Raw genomic sequence first — 15,441 nt, forward strand, 5'->3', positions numbered from 1 at the left:
GTTTAAAGAAACTCGCACAGTTCGCCAAGAAAGATCCGGGCGAAGAGCGCTAATGAGCGGGCACACAACTTTGTGAACTTCGAGGGACAAACGGCAGCGGGGTACGGGTGCTTTAACACACCCGTACCCCGCTGCCTGGCGCCGCGGCCCGCTGACCCGAGCCGCGATACTACGTCCGGGTTACCCGATGCCGCCCACGTCGTTGAGCCCGGCGAACAGTGTGCGGGCCGCGTTGCGGGTCGTCGAGTTCCCGTTCCACGCGAGGCCACTGGTCGCGGAGTTGTTGGCCGCCACGAGGATCTGCCAGACGGTCCGCACGCCCCCGTTCGCGACCCCGAAGAGCGCGCCGTTGGTGCCGATGTTGTAGAACTCGTCGGCGATGCCCGTGGTGGTGACCTTGAACCCGTAGTTCCGCGCGTAGGTCCCACCGGCCAGGTCGGAGTCGGTCGCGTACACGGCCAGCGCGGTCGCCAGGATCTGGGCCTCGAGCTTGTCCGTCTTCCCGGCCAGGGTCTGGAAGTACGACGCGACCTGTGCGTTCGTCTTGCCGCTGAGGTTGTAGCTGCTCGACGACCCGTACAGTTTCGAGAAGTTGTTCGCGAGCCAGGTGCCCAGGGCGGTCTTCGTGGACCCGCCGTTGAGCGACTTGATCAGGTTCTGGCCGCTCGAGCAGTTCCAGAAGTCGATCGAGGCCGTGTCGCAACCCGACACCAGGCTCCCGGCCACGTTCCCGAAGTTCACGCCGGTCTTGTTTTGACCGGTGGTGAGGGCGACGAGGGCCGGGGCCGCGCTCTGGACCCACCCGGACTGCTGGACCTCACGGACCCGGTAGTTCCCGGCGGCGAGGTTGTTGAACTTGTAGTACCCGTTCGCGTCGGTGACGGTGGCGGTTTCCCACGAGTCCTTGTACCCGTTGTTGTTGCCGTCGAGGTAGACGACCCAGCCCGACAGCCCCTTCTCGCCGTTGTCCCACACCCCGTCGGCGTCCGCGTCGTTGAACTTGTACCCGCTGATCGTGCCGGCGTTGTCGCAGCAATCGTCCCCGCCGTTGTCCGCGCTCAGCAGGCGCTTCTGCGGCGTGTAGAAGATGTTGCTGTTCGCCGGCCCGAGCTTGTCGATCGCGAACCCGCAGACGAAGTCGACCTGGTAGTAGCAGTTCGGGACGCGGACCGTCAGCGTGTGGGTACCGGGACCGAACTCGTCCGTGTCCAGGTCGTAGATCTTCTGCTGGCTCGCCGTGTTCGCGTCGAAGTCCGCGCCCGGAGCCGTGTAGCTGACGAACGTGACCTGTTGTGTCTGCCCGGTCGGGACGTTGACCTTGAACGTGACGGTGATCAGGTCGCCCTCGCGGGTGCGCCCGCGCAGGTCGCTGACGGTCTCGCGCGTGCCGTCCGTGTGGTAGATCGTGTACGACACGCACGTGATCGTGTTCTCCACGCACGTGTCGCACGCCTCGGCGTTGGCGAAGTCGTACCCGGTGTAGCTCTTGCCCGTGGCGACCGCCACGGCGTAGTAGTCCGAGAGCGCCGGGCCGGTGCGGACGAAGCCCGCGGGGACCACTTCGCGGACGTAGTACGTCTTCGAGGACAGGCCCGTGAACAGGTAGTTCCCGTTCGCGTCGGTCACCGTCTGCGGCTCGCCCGCGTCGAGCCGGCCGTCGTTGTCCAGGTCGAGGTAGATCGTCACGCCCGCGAGCGGCGTGTCGGCCGGGGAGTAGGTGCCGGCCGTCTTGTTCAGGCCGTTCCCGCTCACGTCGAGGTACTTGGTGCCGCTGATCGACCCGCCCACCGCCGCGGGCGGGTTCTTGTAGTGGCTGAGGTCGCTGTCGCTGTCCCCGGGGACCGTGACGGTGGCCTTGTTCTCGTAAACGCCGGGCTTGACCTTCTGGAGGCACAGCGTCTCGATCTTGAAATTGTCGTCCGAGTCGCCGGTCTTGGCGGCGATGACGAGCACGTTGCCCGCGAGCAGGGCCGCGTTCAGGTTCGCGGTCCGGGTGCTCGACCCGCCCAGGTTGACCTCGGTGAACCCGAGGCTCGCCAGCACGCTGTCGCTGAGCGTGAGGTGGTTATTGAACGCGCCGGTCTTCGTGCCGATCCAGACCGTCAGGTCGCTGTCGCCCACGACGTAGCCGAGGAAGGCGGAGTCGATGACGACGCTTTCGGAGAACTCGAACAGCACGTAGTTGTCGCGCCCGTAGTTATCGACCGTGTGGGAGTTGCTGCTCCCGCTCTCGCTGGTGTCGGTGACGCCCAGCCCGCCACCGTAGCTGCCCAGGTACGCCGTGGACCAGGCGCCGGTGGTTTTGTCCCGGCTGAAGGCGCTGGCGTTGACCGACACCCCGGACGAGGTGAACGTGCGGACGTTGCCGGCCGTCCCGCTGACGGGACTGTTGCCCGAGAAGTCGAACGAGACGGACGAACCGGCTACGGGGACCGAGAAGTCCTGAACGGTACCGGTCGCCTTGTACAACCACACCTCGCCCGGTTCCAGGATGTTGTCGGAGTCGCCGGTCTGCACGCTCAGGAACGTGATCTTCCCGTTGGCGATCGAGAGGTCGTCGGACGTGAGGCCCGGCGTCCCGTTGTCGTCCACGATGGCGATCTGGCTGGTCGTGAACGCCACGTCACCCGTGTTCGTGACCTTGTAGGTCCAGGTGACGGTGGAACCCGGGGTGAGAATCGGCACGCCCGGGCCGTCCACGGCGTCTTCGTTGTCGTAGTCGGGGGCCGTCGTGTTGGAGTTGGTCGGCCCGTTCGTGGTCTTCTCGATATCGATGCCGGGGTTCGGCTTCTTGTAGTTATCGAAGTTCTTGCCGCTCGCGGTGCCGCCGCTCTGGACCCCGGTCCCGCCGACGGTGACCACGTACCCGGCGTTCCCACCCGTTTGCGTCCACCCGGCGGGGACCACTTCCTGGACGAAGTAGGTGCCCGGCGCGAGGCCCTCGAACGAGAACGTACCGTTGGCCGCAGTTACGGTGGTGGCAACGAGGGTACCCGCGGTCGAGGTGCCGGAGTACAAATTGACCGTAACCCCGCCCAGCACCACATCGTCCGAACCGAACCCGCAGCCGTCCATGTCTTGGAACTTGGTCCCGGTGATCTTCACCTTCTGGAAGTTCGCGAAGTTGTTGTTGGCCGACGTCCCGCCGCTCTGGATGCCGGTGCCGCCGACGGTGACGGCGTAGCCGCTGGTCCCGGTGGTCTGGACGTAGCCGTTGGGCACGACTTCCTGGACGAAGTAGGTACCCGGTGCGAGATTGCTGAACGAGAACGTACCGTTCGATGCGGTCGTCGTGCTGGCAACGAGGGTACCCGCGGTCGAGGTGCCGGAGTACAGGTTAATCGTGATCCCGCCGAGCCCGGCGTCGTCACTGGTGAACCCGTTGCCCGTCTTGTCGGTAACTTTCGTACCGGTGACGGACACCTTCTTGAAGTTGTCGAAGTTGTTCCCGGTGCTGTTCAGGCCGCTAGTGGCGGCGATGGTGTAACCCGCGTTGCCCCCGGTTTGGACGGACCCGGCGGGAACGAGTTCTTGGACGAAGTAGGTGCCGGGGGCGAGGTTATCGAACGAGTAGGTGCCGTTGGAAGCGGTCACGGTCGTGGCGACGGGCGTGGTGCCACCGTCTTTGAACAGGTTGATGGTGACGCCAGCGAGCGGGGTATCGTCGGAGCTGAAACTGTTACCCGTGATGTCGTTATACTTGGTCCCGCTGATCGTGATTTTCTTGAAGTTGGCGAAGTTGTTGCCGGTGGCGGTTCCCCCGCTCTGGACCCCGGTGCCCCCGACGGTGACGGTGTACCCGGCGTTCCCGGCGGTCTGCTGGTACCCGGCGGGAACGAGTTCTTGGACGAAGTAGGTGCCGGGGGCGAGGTTGTCGAACGAGTAGGTGCCGTCGGCGGCGGTGGTGGTAGAGGCGACGAGTGCCCCGCTCGCGTTGTTCTGGTACAGGTTGATGGTGACGCCACCGAGCCCGGTGTCGTCGCTGGTGATCCCGTCGCCGGTGATGTCGTTGACCTTCTTACCGGTGATCTTGGCGAGTTGGAAGTTGTCGAAGTTGTTGCTGCTGCTGACGAGGCCGCTGGTGGCGACGATGGTGTAGCCCGCGTTGCCCCCGGTCTGCTGATACCCGGTGGGCACGAGTTCCTGGACGAAGTAGTTGCCCGGGCCCTGGTTCGCGAACGAGTAGGTGCCGTCGCTGGCGGTGGTGGTGGTGGCGACGAGGGCGCCGTTCTTGAACAGGTTGACGGTGATCCCGGCGAGCGGGGTGTCGTCGGAGCTGAAGCTGTTGCCCGTGATGTCCGTGTACTTCGTGCCCGCGATCGTTATGTTCTTGAAGTTGGCGAAATTATTACCAGCGGACGTGCCGCCGCTGGTCACACCGCCGGGACCGACGGTGATGGTGTACCCAGCAATGCCGGCGGTCTGCGTCGAGCCTGCGGGCACGAGTTCCTGGACGAAGTAGGTACCCAGATCCAGGTTCCCGAACGAGTAGGTGCCGTCGCTGGCGGTGGTGGTTGTGGCGATCAGTGCGCCACTGGCGTTGTTCTGGTACAGGTTAATCGTGATCCCGCCCAGGCCCGCGTCGTCGCTCGTGATCCCGTCGCCCGTCTTGTCGGTGAACTTGGTCCCGGTGATCTGACCGCGATAGAAGTTCGCAAAGTTATTACCGGAAGACGTGCCCCCGCTGCCCACGCCGCCTTGTCCGATGACCACCACATAGCCGGCGCTTCCGGCCGTTTGTGTCGCACCTGCGGGCACGAGTTCTTGGACGAAGTAGGTACCGGGCGCGAGGTCGCCAAACGAGTACGCACCGTTGGCCGCAGTTACGGTGCTGGCAACGAGTGTGCCCGCGGTCGAGTTGCCGGAATAGAGGTTGATGGTGACACCACCGAGCCCGGTGTCGTCGCCCGAAAGCCCGTTGCCGGTGAGGTCCGTGTACTTGGTCCCGGTGATCGATCCCTTCTGGAAGTTGGCAAAGTCGTTGCCCGAGGAGGTGCCCCCGCTGACCACGCCGCCGGGTCCGACAGTGATGGTGTAGCCCGCGTTTCCACCGGTCTGGACGTATCCGCTGGGGACGAGTTCCTGGACGAAGTAGGTGCCGAGGTCCAGATCCCCGAAGGAGTACGTACCGTCGGCCGCGGTTACGGTGCTCGCGATCAGAGTGAGTGTGGACGTTGCCTTGTACAGGTTGACGGTGACGCCACCGAGCCCGGTGTCATCGGCGCTGAGTCCGTTGCCGGTGAGGTCGGTGACCTTCTTGCCGGTGATCTGGCCGTGGTAGAAGTTGTCGAAGTTGTTGTCGGCGCTGTTCAGGCCGCTAGTGGCGGCGATGGTGTACCCGGCGTTGCCCCCGGTCTGCGTGGCGCCCGCGGGCACGAGTTCCTGGACGAAGTAGTTACCCGGCCCGAGGTTCTCGAACTTGTACGTGCCGTCGGCCCCGGTCACGGTGCTGGTGACGAAGCTCCCGTTCTGGTACAGGTTGATGGTGACGCCGGCGCGGGGGGTGTCGTCGGAGCTGAAGCTGTCGCCCGTGATGTCGGTGAACTTGGTCCCGGTGATGGTGACCTGTTTGAAGTTGGCGAAGTTGTTGCCGGTGGCGGTTCCCCCGCTCTGGACCCCGGTGCCCCCGACGGTGACGGTGTACCCGGCGTTCCCGGCGGTCTGCTGGTACCCGGCGGGAACGAGTTCTTGGACGAAGTAGGTGCCGGGGGCGAGGTTGTCGAACGAGTAGGTGCCGTCGGCGGCGGTGGTGGTAGAGGCGACGAGTGCCCCGCTCGCGTTGTTCTGGTACAGGTTGATGGTGACGCCACCGAGCCCGGTGTCGTCGCTGGTGATCCCGTCGCCGGTGATGTCGTTGACCTTCTTACCGGTGATCTTGGCGAGTTGGAAGTTGTCGAAGTTGTTGCTGCTGCTGACGAGGCCGCTGGTGGCGACGATGGTGTAGCCCGCGTTGCCCCCGGTCTGCTGATACCCGGTGGGCACGAGTTCCTGGACGAAGTAGTTGCCCGGGCCCTGGTTCGCGAACGAGTAGGTGCCGTCGCTGGCGGTGGTGGTGGTGGCGACGAGGGCGCCGTTCTTGAACAGGTTGACGGTGATCCCGGCGAGCGGGGTGTCGTCGGAGCTGAAGCTGTCGCCCGTGATGTCCGTGTACTTCGTGCCCGCGATCGTTATGTTCTTGAAGTTACCGAAGTCGATACCGGTGATGTTCGAGCCGCTGACCGTTCCGATGTCGCCCGGGTTCGCCGTGATTTGGGTCCACCCGGCTTGGTTCACTTCGCGAACCCGGTAAATGCCCGGGGTGAGGTTGGTGAACGAGTACGAGCCGTCGACCGCGGTGAGCGTAGTGGCCAGTACATTGTCGTTGGTATCCAGTAACTGGATCGTCCAACCCAACAGACCGCTCTCGCCACCCTCGCGCGTGCCGTTGCCGTTCACGTCCTCGAACTTCGTTCCGTGGATCTCGGCCTTTTGTTCCGGGCTCGCGGTGATCGTGTTGAGGTTGTTCAGGCTCAGGTTGATCGGGGTGCTGTTCTTGAATACGAGCCGGAGTTGCGTCGTGGACGAGTAGGGGACCGTGTCGCTCACCACGAGAGACCCGCTCGCCGGGATGATCTTGGCGCCAGTCGTGTCGCCGGTTGTCCCGAATAGTGTGTTGCCGTCGTCGACCCACGTTTGTGCGGTCACGGTCCCGCCCGAGGGGGTCGAACCGGTGAAACTGTAAACGAGCGTTTGGGGCGCGGGGGCCGTGGTGAGGTCGTCGAGACTTGCCTGGACGACGATGTCGTGCCCGACCGTGGCCGAAGCCGCCGCGGTACCCGTAACGGCTAAGTTCAGGGTCGTGCTCGCGGCACTGGTGGACCCCAGGGACGAGGCCTTGATCGAGATGGCCCCGATGTTCACGCCGATGGTGCCGGCTAGTGGGTCGGTGTCGTTGATGCTTCCGTCGGTGACAGCGGCCCCGAAGGTCGCGCCGCCGTTGGTACTGAACCGCAGCGCGAACGAGGGCACCAAGCGGTCTTCGAGTTGTTCGATGGCGAGGGGCTTGAGGCGCCGCGTGCGCACCGGGCGCCGCCCGGTACCGGAAATCGTCGAGTGGAGCCGCGAAAGGAACGTCTTCCACGTAGGCGTCATGACGGAGGTTCCTGAATCTGGGTGAGGGCTCTAAGGGGGAGCCACAGTGTTGAGTGCTTTCGTCAACCGCCTGAACGGACACGCGATTGGCGGAAGCGTCCAAAAATCAAAAAAACGAGCTGCGGCCGAAGCGGGCCGCAGCTCGCGGGCAAACAAACGTCCGATTCCGTGGAAGCACGCTTCCCGGAGCCTGATTCATCGCACTATCTGAAGCGGGTTTGATTCGACGCGGCGGCGCGCCCGACGTTAAAAATTCAGAGGGCCAGAATCCCCTTGGTGCTCGGGTTGAGCACCAAGGGGAGCCGGTCTCGGTGAGCGGATCGTTACGCCACCGGCGCGGCGAGGTTCCGGCGGCGCAGTCGCGCGATGCCGAGGAGCGGCAACCCGCTTAGCACCAAGACGATCCCGGCGGGGGCCGGGGTCGGGGTGACCACGTTGTCGATGTCCGCCCCGAGATTCACTTCTTTTCTACCTTCCGTGGCGATGGTGATCTGTGTCGTCAGGGAGTACGGTACGTTCCCCGTGAAACTTCCAACGAAGTCGGGGGTGATCCCGTTGCCCGGGACAATGCTCCCGGTGGTGAAAGTGCCTGGGATTCCAAACAAGTTGTTGGCGTCGTCTACCCACGACTGCCCGGTGAAGGTCGCCGTCCCCGTGCTGGTGCCGCCGGTGAACTTCGTGGTCAGCGTTTGGGGCGCGGGGGCCGTGGTCAGGTCGGTCACCGTTGCCTGAATCACGATGGTGTGCGTTTCGCTGCTCGGGATGAAGGTACCGGTCACGTGCAGGTCGAGGAGCGAAACCGTCGGGTCCGTGTAGCTCGACGCGGTGATCTTCAGGCCGGCAACGGAGTCGCCGTCGTTGATCGTGATGAACGTGCCGCCGTCGATGCTGTACTGAATGGCGAACGCGGCCTGCGCCTGAGTCGGCGCTCCAAAAATAGCTGTGCCGACCAAAACGGCGGCCAGCACGCGCAGAACATTTCGGAAACGACTCATCACAGGAGCCTCCTCGGGGAATCGGCGGGGAACGGGAACCGCGACACCGAACGCGGGGCGTGAGGGGCACGTCCCGCGTTACCTTTCTTGACGCGCCGAACGTGCCGCGTTTGGGGGCATCGCCGTTCGGTGTTGGCCACCAACACTCACTGCGAACTGCTACGCGGTTCGCAGTGACTTGCGCCGAAGGTCAAGTCCCACGCAGGGCGCGGGAAACGAGCAGTTTACCACGACGAGGAATAACCTTCCCAAAGCAGTAAACACTGCCGAAAGAAGCGTTAGCATCGGCATGGGCGAATCCGGGTTGGGGCGCATCAACTCCGGCGGGCTACCGCGCCAAGCAGGCGGCGGGCTAAGTTCCAAAACTGGTGTTTGGGGCACCGTTGTGTGAGTGAGTATAGCAATTGCAAGTTACACGAGTTAAGGGGGATGTGCGAAAATTTCTAGCATGCAGCAACCACCTTAGGCGGGTACGAGTTGCGGCACCGTATCCTATGTTCGTTTCTACAAGTCGTTTGTCACTAAATACATCGGGTAGTTGGCCCGTGCACGAGAGCAGCCGGAGAGTACAGAACTTGTTGTTGCGCGCTTCTTTTTGGCAACACATTAACCGCTGCTCCGGGGGCTACCGCGCGAGGCCGGCCGGTCCGATTTCGGAAGGAGTTACACGCCCGTGTCCTTTTGTGAAGAGATTCTTCACTGATGGAGCTGGAAGAGGCGGGTGCGCTCTTGGGTTTGAAATGGTGGTAGGTCGAGGGGGAAATCGGGGCCGGGCGCTCGGGGTAAGCCGGCTTGTTCTGCTCGGGCGGGAAGGTTATAACGCCGCGCTCGGCGCCCGCGAACTGTGGGTTCCGAGGTGAGTGGGGAGAGTCGAGACCGATGCGGAACTTCCGGCGGAGCGTGTGGTTCTCGTGGCCGTACCGGCAGCGGTTGGTGGCGTCGGTCTTTTGTGCGCTGGTTGTGGCCGTTCTGTGGAGCGTGAACCTGGGCGCCATTTACCCGGTGCTCAAGCTCCTCAGTTCCGGCAAGAACCTCCAGCAGTGGGTCGACGAGGAGATCGCGGAGCAGCAGAAGCAGCGCGAAATTCGCGCGCGGGAGGTCGCGAACCTCAACTTCGCGCTGGCCACACTGGAAACCAAGCCGGACACCCCCGAGCGCGAGAAACAGAAGCGGAACTACTCGGCCGACCTCGCCCGCGCCACGGACCTGCAGGACTACCACGCGAGTTGGGACTACCGCTACCAGTGGCTGCGCGCGAAGCTGATCCGGTACATGCCGACGGACCGGTTCGAGGCGTTCCTGTGGATCATGGTGGGGGTGCTGGTCTGCGTGGTCGTGAAGGGCGTGTTCGAGTTCCTTCACGAGTCCCTGGTCGGCTGGGTCACGAACCGCACCCTGTTCGATTTGCGCAACTCGTTCTTCCGCCGGGTCGTTAGGCAGGACGTGCGGCAACTGTCCTCGGCCGGGACCACCGACCTCATGGCCCGGTTCACCAACGACACGGAGCAGATCGGGTCCGGCGTCAAGGTGCTGTACGGGCGGGTGGTCGCCGAGCCACTCAAGGCGGTCGCGTGCTTCGCGGCCGCGTGCTTCATTTGCTGGCAGCTCGCGGTCACGTTCGTCGTGGTCGTGCCGCTCGCGCTGTACGTGCTCATGCGCGTGAGCAAGGCCATGCGCAAGGCCTCGAAGAAGGCGCTCCAGCGCATGTCGGCCATGTACAAGATCCTGAACGAGACGTTCGGTGGCATCCGGGCGGTCAAGGGGTTCACGCGCGAGGCCCACGAGCGGCGCCGGTTCCGGCAGGCGAACTACGAGTTCTACCGGAAGGCGCTGCGGCTCGTGAACATCGATGCGTTCACCAACCCCGCGATCGAAGTCCTGGTTGTTCTTTCGGTCGGGCTGGCGCTCGGGGCCGGCGTGTACCTGGTGGTCAGCCAGAGCACGCACATCGGCATTTTCCGCATGTGTTCGCAGCCGATCAGTTTTGAAACGCTGTTGCAGTTCTACGTGTTCCTCGCGGCCATCGCGGACCCGGTGCGGAAGCTGTCGAGCGTGTACACCAAGCTCCAGGGTGCGGAAGCGGCGTCGGCCCGGATCTTCGAGCTGTACGACCGTGAACCGACGATCGGCGGGAACGCGGACGGCCCGCGCCTGACCGCGGTGAAGAAGCGGATCGAGTTCCGGCACGTCTGCTTCGCGTACAACCCGGCCGCGGACACCCCGACGCTCGATAACGTGAGCCTGACCGTTAAAGCGGGCGAGACGATCGCGGTGGTGGGCGGGAACGGGTGCGGGAAGACGACGCTGCTCGCGCTGCTCCCGCGGTTCTTCGACCCGGATTCGGGCGCGGTGCTCATCGACGGTGTGAACCTGCGCACCGCGCACCTGCGCTCGCTCCGCAAGCTGATCGGCGTGGTCACCCAGGACACGCAACTGTTCGACGACACGGTGCTGGCCAACATCGCCTACGGCAAGCGCGGCGCCACCCGCGACGAGGTGATCGCGGCCGCGAAACAGGCCCGCGCGCACGAGTTCATCGAGAAGAAAGAGGGCGGGTACGACGCTCTCATGGGCACCGCCGGGAGCAACTTCTCCGGCGGCGAGCGCCAGAAGGTCGCGCTCGCGCGGGCCATCCTCCGGAACCCGCAGATCCTGATCCTCGACGAGTTCACCAGCGCCATCGACATGCAGAGCGAGATCGACATTCACGACGCGCTCAAGGAGTTCGTGAAGGGGCGCACCACGTTCCTCATCACGCACAAGCTCCACACGGTGCCGGAGATCGCGGACCGCGTGGCGATAATGGACGCCGGCCAGTTGCTCGACTTCGGCACTCACGCGGAACTGCTCACGCGGTGCGAATCGTACCGCCGGCTGTTCGAGTCGGTGCAGATGTGGAAGACGGACGCGGCCGCGCCGGGCGGTACGAAGGAGTCCGCCCCTCTCACCGAAACGCCCAAGCCCTCACACCCGACCCAGCGCGGCGCGGCATGAGTAGCGTTCCGTTAACTCTCGGTCGCAGCACGTCGAATCGGTTCGTGCTGCGATGGTTCCCGTTCGTCACGTCTGCGGTTCCCGTTCTCGCGCTGATCCTGTTGTTCTTCTTCCAGCTCGGTGCGCGCGATCTGGTGAGCAGCCACGAGGCCCGCGCCGCGCAGAACTCGCAGCGCATGCTCGATACGGGTGAGTGGGGGCTGCCCACGCTCTTCGACGAACAGCGCGACCTCCAGAAGCCCCCCGGTTACTACTGGCTCGGCGCGGTCGCGGGGTATTTGGACGGCGGGCGCGTGTCTCCCTGGGCCGCGCGCTTTCCGGCCGCGGCGAGTAGCATTCTGGCGGTGCTCCTCGTGTACGGCTTTCTCCGGCGCGAAAGCGGGAAAACCACCGCGCTCGTGGCGGCGGTCGCGCTGGGAACGGCGAACCACTTCATCACCATCGGGCGCACCGCCCGTATCGACGTTCCGCTGACGTGTGCCGTGACGGTGGCTCTATTCGCGTTCTACCGCGGAACCACGGCCGGGGTAGGCACGCGAGTGGCGCGGAGAGAAGGGTGGTTCGTCCTCTCCGCGCTCGCGGCTGGTGGTGCGGTGCTGCTCAAAGGCCCGGTGGGACTGGCCCTTATCGGAAGCACTGCGGTCGCGTTCCTGATCGCAGAGCGGTTCGCAACGGCGCCCGCGGACCGCGCCCGTCTGCCGCTGCTCTCGGCGATTGTGGGCGTGATCGTGGTCGCGCTCGTCGCGGTGCCGTGGTTCGTGTGGGCACAGCACGCGACGCGGGGCGAGTTCGTGCGCGTGTTCTTTTGGCACCACAACGTCGAACGTTTCGCGGGCACGTCCGAGGCGCTCGCGTCGCACCCCTGGTGGTACTACGGTCCGCGGTTCGCGATGGCGTTCCTGCCGTGGACGCTGCCGCTGGTGCCGCTCGTGTGGTGGGGACTGCGGTCCGGCGTTTGGAAAGAAGATCGGGCCTTCCGTTTGGGCGTGGTGTGGCTCGTGGTAATGGTCGCGGTGCTGTCGGCGTCGCGATTCAAACGTGCGGATTACCTGTTGCCCGCGTTCCCGGGAGCGGCCATTGCTCTGGGCTGCGCGGCCGAGCGCTGGCTCACGTCGCGTGCCGACGCGCGGTCCGCGGTGCGTGCGAAGTGGGGATTCGGGGTGCTCGTGGCGGGTGCGCTCGCGGTGTGCCCGGTGATGTGGATCGTGGTCGAACCGGCGGAAAACGCCCGGCAGGAGAAGCGCCCGTTCGCCGCCGCGATCCGCGAATACGCTCCGAAACCGCAAACAATTCTGCTGTTTCGGGCCGAGTCGCATTTGCTCGCCTACCATCTGGGTGCGCCGCTGCATACTTTGGTGGAGTGGGGCGAACTGAGGGAAGTGCTCGCGGTGCCCGGTCCGCACGCGGTCGTGATGCCGCCCGAGTACGTGGACGAGGCCGAACGCATCACCGGCCGAAAACTCGTGCCGGTCGCGACGCTCGCGGACTTCACCTCCGTTCGACCGCCCCGCCCGCTGGTGTGCCTCCGCACCGCGGAGTGACCGGGTGAACCCCTCCCCGTTCGCTCCGCTCGCTGCTCCTCTGCCGGGAGCAGCGGACAGCGTTCCGTTTGCCCCCTTCCTCCCAGCGGGGAAGGGCGGGGGGTAGGTTCTGTGCTCTTCCATCTATGGCCAAACCTACTACCCCACACGACGGCGTGACCGTCGTCATCCCGGTTCACAACGCGGCCGCGCAGCTCGAAAAGATGCTGCCCGCGTGGGGACTGGTGCTCGGTAAACAGAACCGGCCGTACCAGATCATCGTCGTGAACGACGGCAGCACCGACGGCACCGCAGCCACCTTAGAGAAGCTCGCACCGCGGGTCTCGCACCTGCAAGTGCTCACGCACGACGCGCGCCGCGGGTTCGGCGCGTGCCTCCGAACCGCGCTCGCGGAAACCACGCAGCCGCTCTTCATGTACGCGGGGATCGATAACCAGTACACGCCGAACGACATCCGGTCGATGCTGGAGCGGATCGAGCTGCGTGACGAGATTTTCGGCAAACAACCGGACCTCATCAGCGGGTTCCGCGCCGGCCAACCGCGCCCGGCTCTTGTGAAAGTGATCAGCTTCCTGTGGAAGCTGTTCTGGCGCGTGTTCGCGGGGCTACCGATCGTCGATTCGCCGCCGTGGTACGGGTGGGGACAGTGGTGGTACAAGAACCGCGCGAGCTGGGTCTTCGGCGTGCCGCTGGCGGACGTGAATAGCGAGTTCAAACTCTATCGCACCGCGTTCCTGAAGCGCGTGCCGGTCCAGTCGGACGGGGACTTCGTTCACGTCGAACTCGTGGCGAAGGCGACGTTCCTCACCAGCATCATGGACGAAGTTCCGCTCACCCCGAAGACCGAGCCGCTCCCGCCGCTCGCTTCGGTGTCCGCGGACCGGAGCAAAGTGTTCAGAGACCCGAAGTTCGCTTTCAACACACCCGCCGAAGTGAAGCCGCCGGAAGCGGGGAACCCGCCCACAGCGCCCGACGTACCCGCGACGGAGGCGAACGCCGGGGAACCGAGTCCCCCGGTTCTCCAGTGCCCGCGTCATGAGTGCGCCCGCGCCTCTCCCGCGCATTCTGTTCATCACCGGGAAACTGGCAGAGCCGGCCCTTCGGCGCGTCGTGGAAGAACTCGCACCGAAGGCCGCGTTCGAGCCACACGTCGCGGTGCTCCCGATCACCGTTGCGGCGCTGATGACGACCAACTGGGTCTCGCGCCACCTTCCCCCGTTGCCCCCCGATCTCAATCGCGTGATTCTCCCCGGGTTTTGCCGCGGGGAAATCGAGGACGTGTCGCGCGCGGTGGGCGCTCCCGCCGAGCGCGGACCGACCGACCTCCGCGACCTGCCCGAGTTCTTCGGCAAACAGTCCGCTCCGCGCGACTACGGGAAGTACGACATCGAGATTCTCGCGGAGGTGAACCACGCCGCGAAGAAGTCGCTCGATACGATCTTGCGCGAAGCCCGGCGCTATCGCGATAGTGGCGCGGACGTGATCGATCTGGGCTGCGACCCCGGTCCCGCGTGGGGCGGCGTGGGCGACGCGGTTCGTGCCCTCCGAGCGGACGGGTTCCGCGTATCGATCGACAGCTTCAATTCGGACGAAGTGGACGCGGCGCTCGCGGCCGGTGCGGACCTCGTGTTGAGCGTGAACGGCACGAACGTCGAGCACGCGCGCCGGTGGCACGCCGCGTACCCGCGCGTCGAAGTCGTTGCGATCCCGGACACCCCGAGCGATTCGGACAGCCTCGAACGCACGGTCGACGTTCTTCGCGGTATCGGGATCAAGCACCGCCTCGACCCGATCCTCGAACCGATCGGGTTCGGGTTCGCGGCCTCGCTCGGGCGCTACGTCGATTCGCGGCGCCGGTTCCCCGACGCGGAACTGATGATGGGCGTGGGGAACCTCACGGAACTCACGGACGTGGATTCCGCGGGGTTGAACGTGCTACTCGCGGGGTTTTGTCAGGAACTCGGCGTTCGCAGCGTGCTGACGACGGAAGTCATCAATTGGGCGCGCTCGTCGGTGAAGGAGTTCGACCTCGCGCGCCGGCTCGTGTTCCACGCGGTCCGCGAGAAGGTGCTCCCAAAGCGCCTCGAACCGGGCTTGGTCATGCTCCGCGACCCGAAGGTGCCCGAACAGGGCGAGGAACTGCTGCAAGAACTGGCGCGCCGCGTGACCGATCGGAACTACCGCATCTTCGCGGAACGCGGGGAACTGCACGTTATCAACGGGAGCACGTATTTGCGCGGCACGGACCCGTTCGCGCTGTTCGAGCAACTCGCGGCGAACGACCCCAAGCTCGACCCCGCGCACGCATTTTACCTCGGCTACGAATTCGCCAAAGCCGTAACAGCACTCACTCTCGGAAAGGCTTACACGCAGGACCAGGCCCTGCGTTGGGGCTTCCTCACGGTACCCGAGGCGAGCCACCGCAATTCGGGCGACCACACCCGGGGGTGAATCCCCGGATTTCGCTTTGGGGCGCAAACACCGTGCGTTGTTTTCGGACCCCGAAGGGGGCACCGGTAATAGCCCGGGGGTTCAACCCCGGGTGTGGGCTCCGGGTCGTGCGTTATTTTTGGATCCCGAAGCGTCACTCCGGGGTGGCTCGTCTCCGCAACCCGGGTTGAAATCCCGGGTACGAGAGCCCATTGCCGGCCCCGCATGGTGTTTCGGGCGCCACCGGGCGTGGCTCGTCTCCGCAACCCGGGGTTGAAACCCCGGGCTATTACCGGTGACCCCATTCGGGGTCCAAAAGGCATTGTGTTTCGGACCCCAACGGCGCCACC

The 15,441-nt window shown here is 65.0% G+C and carries 5 protein-coding genes and 1 pseudogene; 4 read left to right on the forward strand and 2 right to left on the reverse strand.

Features of this window, described 5'->3' with window-relative positions; all coding sequences use genetic code 11:
• Window positions 1–180: 180 nt before the first annotated feature.
• Together VT84_RS07325 and VT84_RS07330 are read right to left on the reverse strand one after the other, a co-directional pair.
• Window positions 181–7,131, reverse strand: a complete 6,951-nt coding sequence (locus tag VT84_RS07325) for an SdrD B-like domain-containing protein (protein ID WP_082839085.1) — start codon at window positions 7,129–7,131, stop codon at window positions 181–183.
• Between the two features lie 323 nt (window positions 7,132–7,454).
• Window positions 7,455–8,126, reverse strand: coding sequence for a hypothetical protein (locus tag VT84_RS07330; RefSeq protein ID WP_052559247.1), 672 nt, complete (start codon window positions 8,124–8,126; stop codon window positions 7,455–7,457).
• Window positions 8,127–9,005: 879 nt separating this feature from the next.
• Here VT84_RS07330 and VT84_RS07335 point away from each other — a divergent pair.
• From VT84_RS07335 to VT84_RS07350, 4 genes and pseudogenes are all read left to right on the forward strand, one after another.
• Window positions 9,006–11,120, forward strand: coding sequence for an ABC transporter ATP-binding protein (locus VT84_RS07335; RefSeq protein WP_082839086.1), 2,115 nt, complete (start codon window positions 9,006–9,008; stop codon window positions 11,118–11,120).
• 44 nt (window positions 11,121–11,164) lie between these two features.
• The gene (locus VT84_RS07340; RefSeq protein ID WP_162271632.1) at window positions 11,165–12,661 is read left to right on the forward strand and encodes an ArnT family glycosyltransferase; all 1,497 of its coding nucleotides are present in this window, start codon (window positions 11,165–11,167) and stop codon (window positions 12,659–12,661) included.
• Between the two features lie 203 nt (window positions 12,662–12,864).
• Window positions 12,865–13,098, forward strand: a pseudogene (locus VT84_RS42150) (glycosyltransferase); the annotation flags it as partial.
• Window positions 13,099–13,696: 598 nt separating this feature from the next.
• On the forward strand, window positions 13,697–15,112 hold the full coding sequence (locus tag VT84_RS07350; RefSeq protein WP_082839089.1) for a DUF6513 domain-containing protein: 1,416 nt from the start codon (window positions 13,697–13,699) through the stop codon (window positions 15,110–15,112).
• Window positions 15,113–15,441: the final 329 nt, after the last annotated feature.

Source organism: Gemmata sp. SH-PL17 (assembly GCF_001610855.1).
GTDB lineage: Bacteria > Planctomycetota > Planctomycetia > Gemmatales > Gemmataceae > Gemmata > Gemmata massiliana.